The organism is Saccharothrix mutabilis subsp. mutabilis, assembly GCF_039521145.1.
GTDB lineage: Bacteria > Actinomycetota > Actinomycetes > Mycobacteriales > Pseudonocardiaceae > Actinosynnema > Actinosynnema mutabilis.
The window spans coordinates 16,303-33,716 of the sequence record NZ_BAAABU010000022.1; the positions used below are offsets into that span (position 1 = coordinate 16,303).

At 72.6% G+C, this 17,414-nt stretch carries 17 protein-coding genes; 8 read left to right on the forward strand and 9 right to left on the reverse strand.

Going from position 1 to position 17,414, the window contains the following annotated elements; genetic code table 11:
* Positions 1-77 precede the first annotated feature (77 nt).
* The 4 genes from ABD126_RS31465 to ABD126_RS31480 all read right to left on the reverse strand — a co-directional run bounded on the left by ABD126_RS31465 (position 78) and on the right by ABD126_RS31480 (position 3,415).
* On the reverse strand, positions 78-734 hold the full coding sequence (locus ABD126_RS31465; RefSeq protein ID WP_343937854.1) for a hypothetical protein: 657 nt from the start codon (positions 732-734) through the stop codon (positions 78-80).
* Positions 735-872: 138 nt separating this feature from the next.
* Entirely contained in the window at positions 873-2,033 is a 1,161-nt protein-coding gene (wecB, locus tag ABD126_RS31470) for a non-hydrolyzing UDP-N-acetylglucosamine 2-epimerase (protein WP_343937856.1), read from the reverse strand.
* A gap of 432 nt (positions 2,034-2,465) precedes the next feature.
* Complete coding sequence (locus tag ABD126_RS31475; protein WP_343937858.1) at positions 2,466-2,639, reverse strand: LPXTG cell wall anchor domain-containing protein; 174 nt, start codon at positions 2,637-2,639, stop codon at positions 2,466-2,468.
* A gap of 17 nt (positions 2,640-2,656) precedes the next feature.
* The gene (locus ABD126_RS31480) at positions 2,657-3,415 is read right to left on the reverse strand and encodes a choice-of-anchor protein CoaP (protein ID WP_343937860.1); all 759 of its coding nucleotides are present in this window, start codon (positions 3,413-3,415) and stop codon (positions 2,657-2,659) included.
* 338 nt (positions 3,416-3,753) lie between these two features.
* Between ABD126_RS31480 and xrtP the strand changes: the two genes are divergently transcribed.
* The 8 genes from xrtP to ABD126_RS31520 all read left to right on the forward strand — a co-directional run bounded on the left by xrtP (position 3,754) and on the right by ABD126_RS31520 (position 11,568).
* Positions 3,754-4,272, forward strand: coding sequence for an exosortase P (gene xrtP / locus ABD126_RS31485; RefSeq protein ID WP_343937862.1), 519 nt, complete (start codon positions 3,754-3,756; stop codon positions 4,270-4,272).
* Positions 4,269-5,627: an XrtP-associated glycosyltransferase gene (locus ABD126_RS31490; RefSeq protein ID WP_486374854.1), complete on the forward strand. Its 1,359-nt coding sequence runs from the start codon at positions 4,269-4,271 to the stop codon at positions 5,625-5,627. The genes xrtP and ABD126_RS31490 overlap by 4 nt, the downstream gene beginning before the upstream one ends.
* Positions 5,628-5,716: 89 nt before the next feature.
* Positions 5,717-6,289, forward strand: a complete 573-nt coding sequence (locus tag ABD126_RS31495) for a biotin transporter BioY (RefSeq protein WP_343937865.1) — start codon at positions 5,717-5,719, stop codon at positions 6,287-6,289.
* Complete coding sequence (locus ABD126_RS31500) at positions 6,286-6,951, forward strand: nucleotidyltransferase domain-containing protein (protein WP_343937867.1); 666 nt, start codon at positions 6,286-6,288, stop codon at positions 6,949-6,951. Before ABD126_RS31495 ends, ABD126_RS31500 begins: the two co-directional genes overlap by 4 nt.
* 26 nt (positions 6,952-6,977) lie before the next feature.
* Positions 6,978-9,005 carry an ATP-dependent DNA helicase gene (locus ABD126_RS31505; RefSeq protein WP_486374855.1) on the forward strand — a complete coding sequence of 676 codons (2,028 nt, stop codon included), beginning with the start codon at positions 6,978-6,980 and terminating at the stop codon, positions 9,003-9,005.
* An 82-nt stretch (positions 9,006-9,087) separates the two neighbouring features.
* On the forward strand, positions 9,088-10,017 hold the full coding sequence (locus ABD126_RS31510; RefSeq protein ID WP_343937869.1) for an ABC transporter ATP-binding protein: 930 nt from the start codon (positions 9,088-9,090) through the stop codon (positions 10,015-10,017).
* Positions 10,017-10,781, forward strand: coding sequence for an ABC transporter permease (locus ABD126_RS31515; RefSeq protein WP_343937871.1), 765 nt, complete (start codon positions 10,017-10,019; stop codon positions 10,779-10,781). Before ABD126_RS31510 ends, ABD126_RS31515 begins: the two co-directional genes overlap by 1 nt.
* On the forward strand, positions 10,774-11,568 hold the full coding sequence (locus tag ABD126_RS31520; RefSeq protein ID WP_343937873.1) for an ABC transporter permease: 795 nt from the start codon (positions 10,774-10,776) through the stop codon (positions 11,566-11,568). Before ABD126_RS31515 ends, ABD126_RS31520 begins: the two co-directional genes overlap by 8 nt.
* Positions 11,569-11,574: 6 nt before the next feature.
* Here the strand turns inward: ABD126_RS31520 and ABD126_RS31525 are convergent, their stop codons facing one another.
* From ABD126_RS31525 to ABD126_RS31545, 5 genes are all read right to left on the reverse strand, one after another.
* The gene (locus tag ABD126_RS31525) at positions 11,575-12,417 is read right to left on the reverse strand and encodes an NmrA family NAD(P)-binding protein (protein WP_343937875.1); all 843 of its coding nucleotides are present in this window, start codon (positions 12,415-12,417) and stop codon (positions 11,575-11,577) included.
* Between the two features lie 31 nt (positions 12,418-12,448).
* Positions 12,449-13,159 (reverse strand): aminoacyl-tRNA hydrolase, encoded by a 711-nt coding sequence (locus ABD126_RS31530; protein WP_343937877.1) that lies wholly within the window; start codon positions 13,157-13,159, stop codon positions 12,449-12,451.
* Positions 13,156-14,382 (reverse strand): phosphoserine phosphatase SerB, encoded by a 1,227-nt coding sequence (gene serB / locus ABD126_RS31535; RefSeq protein ID WP_343937879.1) that lies wholly within the window; start codon positions 14,380-14,382, stop codon positions 13,156-13,158. Before serB ends, ABD126_RS31530 begins: the two co-directional genes overlap by 4 nt.
* A gap of 80 nt (positions 14,383-14,462) precedes the next feature.
* Positions 14,463-16,250 (reverse strand): aa3-type cytochrome oxidase subunit I, encoded by a 1,788-nt coding sequence (ctaD, locus tag ABD126_RS31540; RefSeq protein ID WP_343937881.1) that lies wholly within the window; start codon positions 16,248-16,250, stop codon positions 14,463-14,465.
* Positions 16,251-16,451: 201 nt separating this feature from the next.
* Entirely contained in the window at positions 16,452-17,159 is a 708-nt protein-coding gene (locus ABD126_RS31545; protein WP_343937883.1) for a hypothetical protein, read from the reverse strand.
* Positions 17,160-17,414: the final 255 nt, after the last annotated feature.

A 17,414-nucleotide genomic window follows, 5' to 3' on the forward strand; every position in this document is an offset into this window, starting at 1 on the left:
AGTGCCCACAGCCCTGCGCCGCCTCACGGGGCCGGGGCGACCACCGGCCGGCCGGTGGTCTCACCAGGTCGGTCGTCTCACGGGGTTGGGGCGCAGGCCGTTTCGCCGAGCTTGACCGTCCCGCTCACGCCCGACTCCGGGGTGAAGCGGAAGTGCGCCAGGGTCAGGGCGATGCTGCCGTCGTTCGGCTGGGGCGTGACCACCTCGCTGAACGTGACCCGCGCGAGCACCGTGCCGTTGCCGTTCTTCACCTCGTGCACGTGGTTGTTCGGGATCTGCTCGGGCAGCCCCGCGAACCCGCTGAGCCCGCCCATCGACCAGCCGGCCGTGGTGCCGGCGTCGGTCGCGTCGCAGGTGACCTTCCACTTGCCGACCTTGAGCCGCGGGCCGCCCGCGGACACCAGCGCGGACAGTTCGAAGCCGGTGCCGTTGGCCTCGGACTTCGTGGTGGTGGTGTTGTGCTCCGGGTCGACCACGGTGGTGGTGCACGCCGAGTCCGACGCGCCGAACCGGATGCCCGACGCGCTCACCGCCGGCGACGACGCGGTCGTGGGCCCCTCGACCGCGCAGCGCGCGTGGGGCGGCACGACGACGTGTCGGCCGTCCTTGGTGAAGTCGGCCGAGCCGGCGGACGCGATGCCCGCCGGTGCGGCGGCGAGCGCGGGTGTGCCGGTCGCTCCGATCGCGAGCGCCGCGGCCACCGCCCCGACCCGGCGCGCAAGGGTGTGTGTCATGGGTTGCCCTTCTTCGTGACGCTTTTCCCCACTAATCGACCACGGGCACTCGCGTGCCAACCTCTTTCCCGGGCAAATCACCCGCGAGCGGAAACGGGAATACACGATCGAGTGAGACATAACGCAGCGCAATAAACATCAGGACGGAATGCGCATGGGCAATGCCGTGGAAAACGCCGCCGGCAGCCCGACCAGCCTTTCCAACGCCGCCCGCACCCGGCGGGCCGCCGCGCCATCGCCGAACGGGTTGCGCCCCGGCGGCAGCCGCAGCCGCGAGCCGAGCACCCAGCCGGCCTCGGCGAGGATGCGCGTGACGTCGGTGCCGACCAGCCAGGCGCACCCGGCGTCCACGGCCGGCATCCGCTCGGTGCTCGACCGCAGGACCAGCACCGGCACGCCGAACGTCGGCGCTTCCTCCTGCAGGCCACCGGAATCGGTCAGCACGAGGGACGAGCGCCGCAACGCCCGCACCATGTCGGGGTAGTCCAGCGGCCCGCACACGACGATCCGCTCGTGGTCGCCGAGCACCCGGCGCGCCGCCGTCCGGACGGTCGGGTTGGGGTGGACGGGCAGCAGCACCCGCACGTCGGGGTGCCGGTCGGCCAGGGCGCGGACGGCGTGCAGGACCCGTTCCAGGGGTGCGCCCCACGACTCGCGGCGGTGCACCGTGACCAGGACGAGGCGCCCGTCGGAGGTGTCGAGCTGGTGTTCCAGGTCCACCAGCACGGGGTCGCGCGCGGGCAGGTCGGCGGCGGCCACCAGGCGCACGGCGTCCACCACGGTGTTGCCGGTGACGACGATGTCCGAGGCCGGCAATCGCTCCCCCGCCAGCGCCGACGCGGCGTCGTCGGTGGGCGCGAGGTGGAGGGCGGCGATCCGGGCGATCATCTGCCGCGTGCCCTCCTCGGGGAAGGGCCCGCCGAGGTCGCCGGTGCGGAGCCCGGCTTCCAAGTGCGCCACGGCGATGCCCCGGTAGAAGGCGGCCAGCGCGCCGGCCAGCGCGGTGGTCGTGTCGCCCTGCACGACGACGACGGCCGGGTCCCGGACGCGCAGGACTTCGTCGAACGCGGGGACCAGGCGGGACAACAGCTCGGCCTGGCTGCCGGTGACGCGGGGCACTTCGAGCACGACGTCGGCCTTGAGGTCGAACGCGCCAAGGGCCTGCTCCACCATGCCGAAGTGCTGTCCACTGTGGACAATGGTCGGCCGCAGGACGGGGTGGTCGGCCAACGCGAGGGCAACCGGCGCGATCTTCACCGCTTCGGGCCGGGTACCCGCGAGCAGCAGGACTTCCTTCACCAGACTCCTTCGTTCGCAGGGGGCCTCCGCACCGACTCGGGGTACGGTGGGGGGCATCGGTTCGGACCACAGAGGACGGTGGGTTCGGAATCACCCGATCGGGGACATGCAGGATCTGCGACCAAGTCGCCACTCGCGCGTCCCGTAGAGAGGGAGGAACGCGGGCCCACGGCGGGTGTGCGGTGGGGGCGGATGGGGGCGGGGCCGCGGCCGGGCGGCGTGGGGGCGCGGCGGGCATCGAGTCCGGGCCGCGGCGGACGGTTGGCGGGGACTCGGTGGACGGGCGCGGCAGGTTGGGTGCAGCGGGCGGCGCGGAGAACAGGCGGGCTTGGGGGCTCGGCGGGTGGGCGTGGGGCGCGGCAGGTCGGGTGGGGCGTGCGGGAAGGCGCGGCGCCCGGGAGTGTGGGGGTGCACTGCCGGGCGCCGCTCGCATCAGGTGTTCTCGGGTGTGGCTCGGTTGCGGCGGCGGGTGGCGTGGGTCAGGAGCACGCCTGCCAGCAGCAGCACCACGCCCGCGACCACCCACCACGTCACGCTCGCGCCGGTCGCCGCCAGGGACCCCACGCCCGTCCCCACGGCGACCCCGGTACCGGGGACCTTGTACATCGCGACCGACCCGCCCCTCAGGCCTTCGCCCGGCGGCGGAACAGCGCCACCGTCCCGGCCGGAACCGCGACCAAGCCCAGCAACCCCAGGCCCAGCCACAGGCCCGCGCCCGACGCCATCGGGATCGGCAGGCCGGCCGGGCCGCACCGCGCCGACGACAGCACCAGGTCGCCGGACCCCAGCGCGCCCAGCACGCCGCCGATCAGCGTCAGGTGCACGGCGTTGACCGTCAGGCTGCCGTCCTCGTGCCGGACCTGCTCGTTGAACACCAGCTTCGCGATGTCCACGCCGGCCAGGTCCACGTCCACCACCGTGTTGGGCGCGGGCTCGGCGTCGACCGTGCCCAGCTTGCCCAGCTCCAGGCCGACCAGCTTCGTCCCGCCGGCCACGCCCTTCTGGGTCGCGTCGCACCTGGCCTCGACGGCCTTCGCGGTGATCGCGCCCGTCACCGCCGCCAGGAGGTCCAGGCGAACGTCGGCGGTCACCGCTCGGGAGTGGACGCCGCCGGTCTTGTCGTCACGGGTCGCCGACGCGTCGAGCACGCCGGTCTTCAGCACGCCCGGCACGTCTACCGCCGCGAACGTGCCCGTCGTCGGGCCGTTCGCGTCGGCGGCGGCGAACGGTCCCGCCGACACCGCGTTCCCGCCCAGCAGCGACAGTTCCAGCTTCGCCGCGTAGGCGGACGCGTCACCGGGGGCGGCGGACGCGGGCGTGGCGCCGGCCAGCAGGGCGGCCAAGGCGGCCAGACCCGCCAAGCCCGTCATTCGCACACGCATGGAGCTCCTCTCTCGGGACGTTCTCGGGCTCGCGACTCGACGTGCCCGCCGCGGAACCGGACGAGCAGGGGCGAACGGGACGCGTCGGGCACCTCGGGGAGTGCACGGTGCGAGCATTTGCCCCTATCGGCGTTCCACCCGTCGGATTAAGGGTTGCTGACCGTAAAGGGGGACGGCGTCCACTCGAACCGCCCAACTGCGGCCACTCAGAGTCGATCAACCGCCCGAAAGCCCCTCGCGTTCTCACCCGATCCGGGAGTGAGGACCGGAAAAGAAGCCGCCGATGACCTTCGGGTAGCCCGATCGGGCGGTCCCCGGACGGATGAAAGGACTCTCCCGTGGCGTATGCCGTGCCCCGGACCGGACACCTCAACCGGGTGGTGGTCGTCGCACTGGTGGTGGCCGCCGCCGGGCTGGTGCTGCTGCACCGCGCCTACCGGACGGCCGAGATCGCGTTGTCCGGACTGGTGCTCAGCGTCCTGAGCGGCGACGGCGTCGCGGTGGTCGCCGAGCGCCAGACCGTCTACTTCGGACTCGGCTCGGACACGCCGCTGGGCCTGCGCATGACGCCGGAGTGCACGTCCGCGTTCCTCGTCCTGCCGTTGTTGCTGGTCGGCGCCGTGATGATCGCGCTGCGCCCGCGCATCACGCGCAGGGTCCTCACCGCGCTCGCCGTCGCCACCGCCGCCGTGGTCGTCGTCAACCAGCTGCGCGTGCTCACGCTCGTCGGCCTGGTCGACGCGCTGGGCGTGGACACCGGCTACTACTGGGGCCACACCCTGCTCGGCTCGATGGTGAGCGTGTTCGGCGGCGCGGCGGCGCTGGTGGCGTTCGTCTGGCTGGCCACGCGCAAGTGAGCCTCGACGTCGTCCTGGGGTTCACCCAGGCCCTCGCCCTGACGATGAGCGTCGCGTTCCTGACCTACGTGTTCCTCATCGTGGTGCCGTACCTGCGGCACAAGCCCGCGCCCACCGGGCCGCCCGACCGGTTCGAGTGGCACTTCCTGGTGCCGTGCCGGGACGAGGAGGCGGTCGTCGGCGACACCGTCCGCTACCTGCGGCAAATGTTCCCCATCGCGCACGTCTGGGTCATCGACGACGACTCGGACGACGCGACCGTGGGCGTGGTGCGGGGTTTCCGCGGCGACAAGCACATCCACCTGGTGCGCCGGTACCGGCCCAACGCCCGCACCGGCAAGGGCGACGCGCTCAACGACGCCTACCGCACGCTCAAGCTGTGGATGGGCCGGCACGCCGACGCCGACCGCGCGGTGGTGGTCGTGGTCGACGCCGACGGCCGGCCCGCGCCCAACTGCCTGGAGGTGTGCGCGGCGGACCACCTGTTCGGCGACCCGACGATCGGCGCGGTGCAGGTGGACGTGCGGATGGTCAACACCGGGGTGCGGCAGGCCGGTGTGTCGCGGTGGCGGTCGGTGTTCGGGGCGCTGCTGGTGCGCATGCAGGACCTGGAGTTCCGCACGGCGATCGCGGCGATCCAGCTCTCCCGCGGCGTCACCGGCACGATCTCCATGGGCGGCAACGGCCAGTTCACCCGCCTGTCCGCGCTGGACGCCATCGCCGGGCCGGGCGGTCAGCCGTGGCGCGGGTCGCTGCTGGAGGACTTCGAGCTGGGCGTGCACCTGCTCACGGCGGGCTGGCGGACCGGGTTCTCCATGGACACCCACGTGCACCAGGAGGGTCTCTACAGCCTGCGGCGGTTCCTGGCGCAGCGGACGCGGTGGGGCCAGGGGACCATGCAGTGCATGCGGTACGTGCGCCGGATCTGGGCGTCGCCGCACCTGACCACGCTGGGCGCGGCGGAGATGATGTACTACCTGGCCCAGCCGTGGATGCAGCTGCTCGGGACGCTGATCTACCCGGTCCCGCTGGTGCTGCTGGGGCACCGGGCGGTGACGTCGCCGGGCGAGGTGTGGCAGTGGCTCGCGGAGGGGGCGTGGATCCTGTTCGCGGTGTACGGGTCGTTCGGCCTGCTGCCGTTCGTGCTGTGGGGCCCGGTGTACCGGGCTCGGTGCGAGCCGGGGCTGAGCACGGGGCGCGCGGTGCTGTACGGCTTCGGGTACGCGCTCTACATCTACACCTTCTACATCACGTCGTGGCGCGCCGTGAGCCGCCTGGTCCGCGGTCGCAACGGCTGGACCAAGACCCGGCGCAACACCGAGCGCCCGATCGGCAAGGTGGCACTGGACACGTGAGATCGGCGACTTTGTAGAGCTTCGACAAAGACCGAACCTGTGATCGACGGTTAACCTCCGCAGACGACGTCGATCCACGGGAGGTCACTGTGTCCGTCCTCGCTGTTCCCGCCCGCCGCGTGCTGGCCGACCTCGTGCCGGGGTCGGTGGCCCGGGACATCGCCCTGGTCGTGGCCGGGGCCGGGTTGACCGGGTTGGCCGCCCAGCTCGCCGTGCCGGTGCCGGGCAGCCCGGTGCCGATCACCGGGCAGACGTTCGCCGCGCTGCTGGTCGGCGCCGCGCTCGGGTGGCAGCGCGGTGGGGCCGCGATGGTGCTGTACCTGATCGCCGGGGTCGCCGGGGTGCCGTGGTTCCAGGGCGCGTCGTCGGGGATGCCCGCCTCGCTCGGGTACGTCGTGGGCTTCGTGTTCGCCGGCGTGCTGGTCGGCCACCTCGCCGCGCGCGGCGGGGACCGGACGGTCCCGCGCACGGTCGGCACGATGGCGCTGGGCAACCTGGTGATCTACGCGTTCGGCGTGCCGTGGCTGATGGCCGCCGCCAACGTCGGGTTCGGCAAGGCGCTGGCCCTGGGCGTGACGCCGTTCCTCATCGGTGACGCCGTCAAGATCGCCCTCGCCGCGGGCCTGCTGCCGGCCGCGTGGGCGCTGGTGAAGCGCAAGTGAGCGACCACGTCGCCTTACTGGACGAGTCGGCGCCGGGCCTGGTCGCCGCCGTGCACGTGGTGGGGTCCACCGCGCTCGGCGACCGGGCGCCCGGGTCCGACCTGGACCTCGTGGTCGAGCTGTCCCGTCCGCCCTCCGACGACGACCTGCGCAAGCTGGCCGAGGCGCAGAGCCTGGAGCTGGACGTGGTCTACCTGGTCGACGGGCGGCCCGGCCCGTGGGGGCGCGACGGGCGGTTGAACACCACGCCCGCCGAGGTCACGCCCGTGCTGTTGGAGCAGCTCAACAACTACTCGCGGACGCTGCGCGGGCCGCGCCCGGCCTTCGCCGTCACCCGCGCCGAGGTCGAGCGGTGGTGCCGGCGGAACCTGGTCGAGTACTGGGCGCCGTTGATCGAGCTGGGCGCGGCGGCGAGCGGGCCGGTGTTCCGGGAAGGCCTGCTGTGGCTGGCGTTCGGGCCGGCGCGGCTGTGGCACACCATCCGGACCGGGGAGATCGTCGGCAAGTCCCGCGCCGGTGAGCTGGCCGGGCGGCACTGGCCGGACCTGGCCGGTCCGCTCAAGGAGCTGGTCGAGGCGCGGCACGACCCCGGCAGGGACCTGCACGACGGGCACCGCGGGGCCGCGGTGGAACTGGGCAGGCGAGTGCTGGCCGAGTTCTGACGGCGCCGCCGGGTACCGTCTTCGCCGTGCCGTCCACCACCGCGATCCCCGACACCAGAACGCTGCTCGCCGTCGCCGTGGAGGCGGTGGGCGGAGCCGAGCGCGAGGGCCAGCTCGCGATGGCCGAGGCGGTGGAGCGCGCGATCCGCACCGGCGAGCACCTGGCCGTGCAGGCGGGCACCGGCACCGGCAAGTCGCTGGCCTACCTGGTGCCCGCGATCCGGCACGCGGTGGCCGAGGAGTCCACGGTCGTCATCTCCACCGCGACCATCGCGCTGCAACGCCAGCTCGTGGACCGCGACCTGCCGCGCCTGGGCCAGGCGCTGCGCAAGGAGCTGGGCCGCGAGCCCCGGTTCGCGATCCTCAAGGGCCGCCGCAACTACCTGTGCATGCACCGCGTCCACACCGGCGCGCCGGACGAGCCGGAGGACGCGGGCCTGTTCGACCCGTTCGCCGTGTCCCGGCTGGGCCGCGAGGTGAAGCGGCTGCACGAGTGGTCCTCCGACACCGAGACCGGCGACCGCGACGAGCTGGTGCCGGGCGTGAGCGACCAGGCGTGGAAGCAGGTGTCGGTCACCGCCCGCGAGTGCCTGGGCGCGGCGAAGTGCCCCGTCGGCCAGGACTGCTTCGCCGAACGGGCCCGCGCCGAGGCCGGCAAGGCCGACGTGGTGGTCACCAACCACGCGATGCTCGCCATCGACGCCCTGGAGGGCTACCAGGTCCTGCCCGACCACGACGTGGTCGTGATCGACGAGGCCCACGACCTGGTGGACCGGGTCACGTCGGTGGCCACCGAGGAGCTGAGCGCGTCCCTGGTCTCGACGGCGGCGCGGCGCTGCGGCCGGCTGATCGACCAGTCCGTGGCCGACCGGATGGCCGAGGCCGGCGATGGCTTGGGCATGATCCTGGAGGACGCCCCCGTCGGCCGCCTCGACTCGCTCCCCCAGGCCCTGGCCGGCGCGCTGCGCGCCACCAGGGACGCCGCCCGCGCGTGCATCACCTCGCTCGGCCCGGACCGCAAGGAGGACGTCGAGGGCGCCACCGCGCGCAAGCTCGCGCTGTCCCTGCTGGACGAGGTGCACGACAGCGCGGCCCGCATCCTGGAGGCGTTCGACGACGACCACGACGTGGTGTGGGTGTCGGGCGACTCGGGCCTGAACCGCACGCCGTCGCTGCGCGTCGCCCCACTGGGGGTCGGCGGGCTGCTGCGGGAGCGGCTGTTCGGCAAGCGCACGACCATCCTCACGTCGGCGACGCTGACCCTGGGCGGCACGTTCGACACGCTGGCCCGCCAGTGGGGCCTGCCCACGTCGTCCGCCGCCCGCAAGGCCGAGGGCACGGCCACCGACAAGGAGCCGCCGTCGGACCTCGGGCAGCCGCGCTGGCAGGGCCTGGACGTGGGCTCGCCGTTCGAGCACGGCAGCAGCGGCATCCTCTACGTGGCCAGGCACCTGCCCCCGCCCGGCCGCGACGGCCTGCCACCGTCCTATGTGGACGAACTGGAAGGGCTGGTCAACGCCGCCGGCGGGCGCACGCTGGGGCTGTTCTCCTCGATGCGGGCCGCCAAGGCCGCCACGGAGGCGCTGCGCGGCAAGCTGGAGCACCCGGTGCTGTGCCAGGGCGACGACTCGACGGGCCAGCTGGTCAAGCGGTTCGCCGAGGACCCGCGCACGTGCCTGTTCGGGACGCTGTCGCTGTGGCAGGGCGTGGACGTGCCCGGCCCGGCGTTGCAGCTGGTCGTCATGGACCGCATCCCGTTCCCCCGGCCCGACGACCCGCTGGCGTCGGCGCGGCAGAAGGCCGTGGAGTCGCGCGGCGGCAACGGGTTCCTGACGGTCGCGGCCACGCACGCCGCGTTGCTGCTGGCGCAGGGCGCGGGCCGGTTGCTGCGTTCCATGAACGACAAGGGCGTGGTGGCGATCCTGGACCCGAGGCTCGCCACGGCCCGCTACGGCGGCTTCCTGCGGGCGTCGCTGCCGCCGTTCTGGACCACCTACGACCCGGAGGTCGTGCGGGCGGCGCTCAAGCGACTGGACGCGGCCCAGGGCGCGTGACCAGGCCCTGACCAGCGGATTCAACGATATCTCGACGCACGGCCCCTAGCTTCTCCCCCGCCGAACGACGGGGGTGGAGCGGATGGGTGTCCGGGTGGTCGGGCTTTGTCGGACTTACCGCAAGGGCCGGCGCGGGAACGAGGAAGTCACCGCGTTGGACGGGCTGTCGCTCGACGTGCCCGCCGGCGAGGTGCACGGCCTGCTCGGGCCCAACGGCGCGGGCAAGACGACGTTGTGCAAGATCCTGGCCACGGTCCTGCTGCCCACCAGCGGTCGCGCCGAGGCCTTCGGGCACGACGTCGTCACCCGGGCCGACGAGGTCCGCGCGCTGATCGGGATCGTGTTCGGTGGCGAGCGCGGGCTGTACTGGAAGCTGACCGCCCGGCAGACGCTGCGGTACTGGGCCGCCCTGCACAAGATCCCCGACGCCCGCGCCAAGGTGCGCGCCGACGAGCTGCTGGAGCGCCTGGGGCTCGCCGACAAGGCCGACGACCTCGTGGAGACGTATTCGCGGGGCATGAAGCAGCGGCTGCACCTGGCGCGCGGCCTGGTCGGCGACCCCCGGCTGATCCTGCTCGACGAACCCACCACCGGCATGGACCCCGTCGCGGCGCACGACTTCCGCGCGCTGATCGGCGAACTGCGGGCCGAGGGGCGCACGATCCTGATCACCACGCACGACATGGACGAGGCCGAGTCGGTGTGCGACCGGGTCACCCTGATCGACCGGGGTCGGGTGCTCGCCACCGAGTCGCCGCGCGGGTTGGCGGCGATGTCCGGGCTGCACCGGTGGGTCGAGGCGGAGACCGCGCTGGACGTCTCCGGCGTGCCCGGCGTGCTGGGCGCCGAGCGGCGGGACGGGCTGCTGCGGGTGCGGGCCGTGGACGACGCCGCGGCCCGGCGGGTGCTGGACTTCCTGCTGGACCACGGGGTCCGGTCGGTGCGGGCGGTGCCGCCCCGGCTGGAGGACGTGTACCTGGACCTCGTCGGCCGGCGCGGGATGGAGGTCTGATGCGGCTGCTGCTCACCGGGGCGCGCATGCAGTGGTGGCTGGTCCGGCGGCAGCCCGACGACCTGCTCACGCTGTGCACGATCCCGTTCACCGTGCTGGTGCTGATGTCGATCGTGGTGCACTCCGGGCGCGCGGACCTGCTGCCCAACGCGTTCCTCGCGCCCGTCCTGATCGGCCTGTGGGGGTTCGCGACCGGGTTGGCGGCGGAGGTGCTGGTCACCGAGCGGTGGACGCGGTCGCTGGAGCTGGGCATGGCCGCGCCGGTGGACTCGCACCCGGTGTACCTGGGGCGGGTGGCGGCGGTGCTGGTGCTGGGGGTGGTGCCGCTGGCCGAGACCTGGCTGCTGGGCTGGGCGGTGTTCGGCGTGACGCCCACCGTGCACCACCCGGGGGTGTTCTGGGCGGCGGTCGGGGCGTCGCTGTTCGCGATGGCCGGGACCGGGTCGCTGCTGGCCGCGTTCATGCTGGTCAACGACAACGGGCACTACCAGAACTTCCTGAGCTTCCCGGTCTACGTGCTCTCCGGCGTGATGGTGCCGGTGGAGCACCTGCCGGAGTTCCTGCGACCGCTGTCGCACGCGGTGTTCCTGTCGTGGTCGGCGGACCTGATGCGGGACGCCCTCGCGCCCGCCCCCGTCGCGGCGGTCGGGTGGCGGCTGCTCGTGGTGGTGGCGCTGGGCGCGGTCGCGCTGGTCGGCGGGCGGCTGGCGCTGGAGGCGACGCTGCGCCGGGCGCGGGCGGAGGGGTCGGTGGCGTATGCGTGACCAGCTCAGGGTGCTGCGGCACGGGCTGTTCGTGCAGTGGCGGGTGTTCCGGGGCCTGCACACCTGGCGGACGTGGACGTTCGCGTGGCTGTCCCGGCTGTTGGTGCAGGCGTGCTTCTACGCGCTCATCGGGCGGATGCTGGGGTCGCAGGAGCAGGTGGACTACCTGCTGATCGGCAACCTGGTGGCGATCATGGCGATCGACGCGACCGTGGTGGTCCTGCTGGCCGTGGGCGAGCGGCAGTCCGGGACGCTGGCGCTGATGGTCGCCGCGCCGGCCACGCACCTCACCGCGTACCTGGGCAAGGGCCTGGTGCACCTGGGTTCGGGCGTGGCGGCGTCGACGATCGCGTTCCTGGCCCTGCCGCCGCTGTTCGGGGTGGCGCTGCCGTGGCCGTGGGCGGGGTTCGTGCCGTTGATGATCCTCGTGGTCGGGGTGGCGTGCTACTGCTACGGGACGTGCGTGGCGGCGTTCGTGCTGGGGTTCCCGTCGGCGCGGTGGGTCGCGTTGAACCTGAGCTACCTGGTGCTGATGACGTTCACCGGGGTCAACGTGCCGACGTCGTTCTGGCCGGACTGGGTGCGGGCGCTGACGTCCGTGCTGCCGATGACGCACGGGTTGGCGGCGATCCGCTCGTTCGTGGCGGGCGGGCCGCTGCCGGGGGTGTTCGCGGACCTGGCGCTGGAACTGGCCGTCGGGGCGGGGTGGATCGCGGTGGCGGCGCTGGGGTTCGACCGGATGGTCACGCGCGGGCGGCGCGACGGGACCATCGAGTTCGCGAGCTGACCCGGGTCACCGGAAGTCCGCGACGTGGTCGCGCGCCCACCGGGCGTAGGCGCGGGCGGGCCGGCCGGTGGCGATCTCGACGTCCGGCCAGGGCTTGAGCAGCGCCGAGTAGTCGTCGTCGGAGAAGCCCTCGCCGGACGACCCGCCGCCGTCGTAGTTCACGAACCCCAGCAGCAGGTCGGCGTACTCGGCGGCGAACCCGCCCAGCCTTCGCAGCTCGGCCCGCGCCACCTCGCGCGAGACCTCCTCGTACCGCACGTCCTCGCCCAGCGCCGCCGCGATCGCCGCCACCTGCTCGCGGTTGGTGATCGACGCCGGCCCGGTCAGCGTGTAGGCGCGGCCGGCGTGCCCGTCCTCCAGCAAGGCGGCCACGGCCACCGCTGCGACGTCCGCCTCGTGCACCGGCACGGACGCCTCGTCGGCGAACGGGTAGCGCACCACGCGCCGGGCGCGGATCGACGGCGCCCACACCGGGAGCAGGTTCGCCATGAACCCCGCCGGCCGCACGTGGGTCCACTCGACCCCGGTCTCCTCGACGGCCCGCTCCACGGGGTTGTCGTGCAGCCCGATCGTGACCGAGGCGGCCGACAGGTCCACGATCCGCCGCACCCCGCACCGCGCCGCCACCGCGGCGGCCTCGCCGGCGCCGGCCGGGAACAGGTACAGGCGGTCCACGCCCCGGAACCACTCGGCGCGGGGTGCGTCGAGGTCGCCGTGCACCACCTCGACGCCCGCGGGCAGCCCGGTGGACGACCGGGTCAGCGCCCGCACCTCCCGCCCGGCCGCGAGCAGCCGCGCCACCACGTTCCGCCCCACCACACCGGTCGCGCCGGTCACCAGGATCGTCATGGCGGCGACGCTACGGGCGAAGTAGGTCGGATCACGGCCTACATGCGGCCACCGTCGCCGTTCCGGGGTCCACCTCGGTGTACCCGGCGTCCCGCACGACGACCGCGTCCGGCCGGGCCACCAGGGCGTCCCAGTCCGCCGGCGACGGCGTGCGGACCGCGCAGCGGTAGCCGGCCGCCGCCCACTGCTCCAGCTCCGCCTCGGTCAACGTGGGCGCGAGCAGCATCGACGCGTGCCCCACCTGGGCCGCCGCCTTGCCCGCCGTCATCTCCACCCGCGGGTTCAGCCACAGCACCTGCGCGCCCGGCGGGATGTCCCCGGGCTCGTCGGTCGGCAGCTCGCTGCCCGAGATCTGCAACCGCGACAGCTCCTTGGGCAGGTCGCCGACCCGGCCGGGCACGAACGCCCGCACCTGCGCCCCGCCCACGGTGACGGTCACCCCGGGCAGCGCCTGCACGGCCTCCCAGTGCGCCCCGCGCGCCCGCCGCGACACCTTCCGGATGCGGCCCCGCACCCACGCCACGACCTCGTCGTGCCACTCCCCACCCGGCTCGGCGCGCGGGTCCAGGCACACGGCGATCGCGGCGGCGGCAGCGGCCTCCAGCACGTCCGTCCGGCACGGCGGCGCGGTCCGCTCGATGCGCAGCACCATCGGCATGGCTCGAACGGCTCCGGGATCCGCTGTGTCTTCGGAGTCGGTGGTGTAGTGCCGGTCGACCAAAAGCTTCAGGATCTCGTTCACAGGCGCACCGCCTCCAGGCCGTCGGCGGCGTCCGCGGCCTCGACCTCGGCCCTGGTCACGCCCAGCACGAACAGCACCGCGTCCAGGAACGGGTGCGACAGCGCGGTGTCGGCGACCTCCCGCAGCGCGGGCTTGGCGTTGAACGCGATGCCCAGCCCGGCCACGCCCAGCATGTCGATGTCGTTGGCGCCGTCGCCCACCGCCACGGTCTGCGCCAACGGCACGCCCTCCTGCTCGGCGAAGCGCCGCAGCGCCACCGCCTTGCCCGGCCGGTCCACGATGTCGCCCACCACGCGCCCGGTCAGCTTGCCGCCCACGACCTCCAGCTCGTTGGCCGCGCAGAAGTCCAGGCCCAGGTCGTCCACCAGGGACTTGATCACCCGGGTGAACCCGCCGGACACCACACCCGCCCGGAACCCGAGCCGCTTGAGCGTCCGGACCGTGGTGCGCGCGCCCGGCGTCAGCTCCAGCGACGCGGCGACCTCGTCCAGCACGGACTCGTCCAGGCCCTCCAGCAGCGCGACCCGGCGGCGCAGCGACTCGGCGAAGTCCAGCTCCCCGCGCATCGCGGCCTCGGTGATCTCGCGCACCTGCGGCTCGACGCCCACGTGCGCGGCCAGCATCTCGATGACCTCGCCCTGGATCAGCGTGGAGTCCACGTCGAACACCACCAGCCGCTTCGCGCGCCGCTGCAACCCGGCCCGCTCCACGGCCACGTCCAGGTCCACCCGCACGGACACCTCGGCCAGCGCCTCACGCAGCGCGGCGTCCGCGTCCGGCGTGTCGTCCGCGACCGAAACCCGCAGCTCAAGGCCGGTGACTGGGTAGTCGGCCACGCCCCGGATCGCGTCGATGTTCACGCCCAGCGACGCCAGCCGCCGCGCCACCTCGGTGAACCCGCGCGCGGTGACCGGCCGGCCCAGCAGGATCACGACGTGGCTGGACTCCAGCCGCGCGGTCCGCTTCGAGTCGGCCCCGATCTCGACCTCGACGTGCATGGACACCGTCGCCATGGCCTGCTCGACGGCCTCCTGGAGCCCCTCGGGGTCGTGCGTGGCCGACACCAGCACGCCGAGCACCAGCCGGCCCCGGATCACGACCTGCTCGACGTCGAGGACGTCCACGCCGTGCCTGGTCAGCACCGCGAACAGCACGGAGGACACGCCGGGCTTGTCCGGGCCGGTTACGGTGATCAGGACGGGCGTCGCGCCGGGATTGCTCACTGGTGGCTCCTCTGCCAGACAGCGACGAGCCCCGACCGCGCACGGGCGATCGGGGCTCGTCGTTGAACCTGGGCTGAAGGTTACCGGTGGTCGGTGTGCTCGGACTCCGAAGCTGTGCCGGACTGCACAGCCTGGGTGGCCAGTTCGGACGGGGCCTTGGGGGCCTTGTCGTGCGGGATGGCCTTGCCGGTGAACGTGACGTGCGCCTCTTCGTGCAGCCGCTCGATCATGTGCGGGTAGTGCAGCTCGAAGGCGGGGCGGATGGAGCGGATGCGCGGCAGCTCCTTGAAGTTGTGCCGCGGCGGCGGGCAGGAGGTCGCCCACTCCAGGGAGTTGCCGAAGCCCCACGGGTCGTCCACGGTCACCGTCTCGCCGTAGCGGTAGGACTTGAAGACGTTCCAGATGAACGGCAGCGTCGACGCGCCCAGCACGTAGGCGCCGATCGTGGAGATCGTGTTCAGCGTGGTGAAGCCGTCCGAGGGCAGGTAGTCGGCGTACCGGCGCGGCATGCCCTCGTTGCCCAGCCAGTGCTGGACGAGGAAGGTCGCGTGGAAGCCCAGGAACGTGGTCCAGAAGTGCAGCTTGCCCAGCGGCTCGTCGAGCATCCGGCCGGTGATCTTCGGGAACCAGAAGTAGATGCCGGCGAAGGTCGCGAACACGATCGTGCCGTAGAGCACGTAGTGGAAGTGGGCGACCACGAAGTACGTGTCCGACACGTGGAAGTCGATCGCGGGGGCCGCGAGGAGCACACCGGACAGACCGCCGAAGAGGAACGTGACGATGAAGCCGATGCTGAACAGCATGGGCGTCTCGAAGGTCAGCTGCCCCTTCCACATCGTGCCGATCCAGTTGAAGAACTTGATGCCGGTCGGCACGGCGATCAGGAAGGTCATGAAGGCGAAGAACGGCAGCAGCACCGCGCCGGTGGCGTACATGTGGTGCGCCCACACGGCGACGGACAGGGCCGCGATGCCCAGGGTGGCGTAGACCAGGCCGTTGTAGCCGAAGATCGGCTTGCGGCTGAACACCGGGAAGATCTCCGACACGATGCCGAAGAACGGCAGCGCGACGATGTAGACCTCGGGGTGGCCGAAGAACCAGAACAGGTGCTGCCACAGGATCACGCCGCCGTTGGCGGGGTCGAACACGTGGGCGCCCAGGTGCCGGTCGGCCAGCAGGCCCAGCAGCGCGGCGGTCAGGATCGGGAACGCCAGCAGCACCAGGACCGAGGTGACCAGGATGTTCCAGGTGAAGATCGGCATCCGGAACATGGTCATGCCGGGCGCGCGCAGGCAGACCACGGTGGTGATCATGTTGACCGCGCCGAGGATGGTGCCCAGACCACCGATGACCAGGCCGGAGATCCACAGGTCGGCGCCGGCGCCGGGCGAGTGGATGGCGTTGCTCAGCGGGGTGTAGGCGAACCAGCCGAAGTCGGCCGCGCCACCGGGCGTGATGAAGCCCGCCATCACGATCAGGCCGCCGAACAGGTACAGCCAGTAGGAGAACGCGTTCAGGCGCGGGAACGCCACGTCCGGGGAGCCGATCTGCAGCGGCAGGACGAAGTTGGCGAAGCCGAACACGATCGGGGTCGCGTAGAGCAGCAGCATCACCGTGCCGTGCATGGTGAACAGCTGGTTGAACTGCTCCTGGCTGAGGAACTGCATCCCCGGCCGGGCCAGCTCGGTCCGCATGAGCATGGCCATCGCGCCGCCCACCATGAAGAAGGCGAACGAGGTGACCAGGTACATGATCCCGATCTGCTTGTGGTCCGTGGTGCGGAACATCCGCAGCAGGAACGAACCCTTGACCGCCTCGCGAGTCCCGAAGGGCCGCGTTGCGATCGGCTGCGGGGCTACGGCCGTCACGGTGCCTCCTGCACTGTCTGGTTCTGGCGTAGGCCTGGGGGCAGGCCTTGTCGGATCGTAGACGGACCGGTTCAGCGGGGTGCGGCTGGGCCGGTCCCTGGATCAAGGGAGGTAGCGCAGCTCACAGGACGGATGACCCCGTCCGTGGCGCGCGAATGGCCCGCCCCGGCGTCGCGGGACGGGCCATCGGGCTCCTCCCGCCTACCGCTTGACGAGGCCGCGCAACTTCGGCGAGGCGACGAACGCGGCACCCGCGCCCACCAGGGCCAGGCCGACGACGAGCAGCCAGCCGGAGCCGAAGCCGGTGGCGGCGAGCTGGTCGTTGTCGTTCGCCCCGGCCGCCGCGGCGGCGGGGGTGGTCGTGGTCACGCTGGTGGCCGGCGCCTCGGTCGGCACGGAGGTCGGCGTCTCGCCACCCGGGTTCTCACCGCCGGGGTTGGTCGGCGTGCTGGTCTCGCTCGTGGGCTCCTCGCCCTCGTCCTCGACGGCGCAGAGGAACCAGTGGCTGATGTCCGGGACGTTGCCGCCCGGGTTCAGCGGGGAGATCAGGCCGGTCAGCGGGTCGACCTTCGACGCGTCGTAGATGTTGGCGACGTTGCTGCCCTTCACCACGACACCGGTGATGGTGTAGCCCTCGAAGCCCAAGATGTTGATCTTGGTCGAGCCGTCGAGCTCGTACTTGACGCCGTCCTCTTCGTCGAACGGCGTGCCGGCCAGGCCGGCCACCTCGCAGACGTTCTCCTTGTCGTTGATCTCCAGGTTGCCCACGTAGACGGTGGCGCGCGGGTCGCTGATCCGCGTGTCCGGGTCGATGTCGCCGGGGGAGGCGAGGGCGGTCCCGGCGGTGGCGGACGTCACGGCGACGAGCAGGGCGGCTGCTCCGAGCAGGCGGCGGGCCGTCTGGCGCATGGTTGTACTCCGGCAGGGTGTCGAGGGGTGACGGTGGGCATCAAACTCCACCGCTCGCCCACCTATCGGGTTAGGACGATCGGGCGATACGGGTTGCCATCAATTCGTTATGCGTCCGTGGCCGGCGTTGCGACGATCGGCCTATGCGGACGTCCGATGTGGTGCGAAAAGTGTTCACTTCGGCCGGTCGGCACAGGTTCCCAACGGGCGACCCGATCCTGCTCGAAGACGGCGGCAACCTCCTCGACCACCTCT

Excerpts from the sequence above, each read along its gene's own strand:
- ABD126_RS31465 (WP_343937854.1), bottom strand. The coding sequence starts at position 734 with ATGACACACACCCTTGCGCGCCGGGTCGGGGCGGTGGCCGCGGCGCTC.
- ABD126_RS31520 (WP_343937873.1), top strand. The coding sequence starts at position 10,774 with ATGCGTGACCAGCTCAGGGTGCTGCGGCACGGGCTGTTCGTGCAGTGG.
- ABD126_RS31525 (WP_343937875.1), bottom strand. The coding sequence starts at position 12,417 with ATGACGATCCTGGTGACCGGCGCGACCGGTGTGGTGGGGCGGAACGTG.
- ABD126_RS31480 (WP_343937860.1), bottom strand. The coding sequence starts at position 3,415 with ATGCGTGTGCGAATGACGGGCTTGGCGGGTCTGGCCGCCTTGGCCGCC.
- ABD126_RS31515 (WP_343937871.1), top strand. The coding sequence starts at position 10,017 with ATGCGGCTGCTGCTCACCGGGGCGCGCATGCAGTGGTGGCTGGTCCGG.
- ABD126_RS31545 (WP_343937883.1), bottom strand. The coding sequence starts at position 17,159 with ATGCGCCAGACGGCCCGCCGCCTGCTCGGAGCAGCCGCCCTGCTCGTC.
- ABD126_RS31475 (WP_343937858.1), bottom strand. The coding sequence starts at position 2,639 with ATGTACAAGGTCCCCGGTACCGGGGTCGCCGTGGGGACGGGCGTGGGG.
- ABD126_RS31510 (WP_343937869.1), top strand. The coding sequence starts at position 9,088 with ATGGGTGTCCGGGTGGTCGGGCTTTGTCGGACTTACCGCAAGGGCCGG.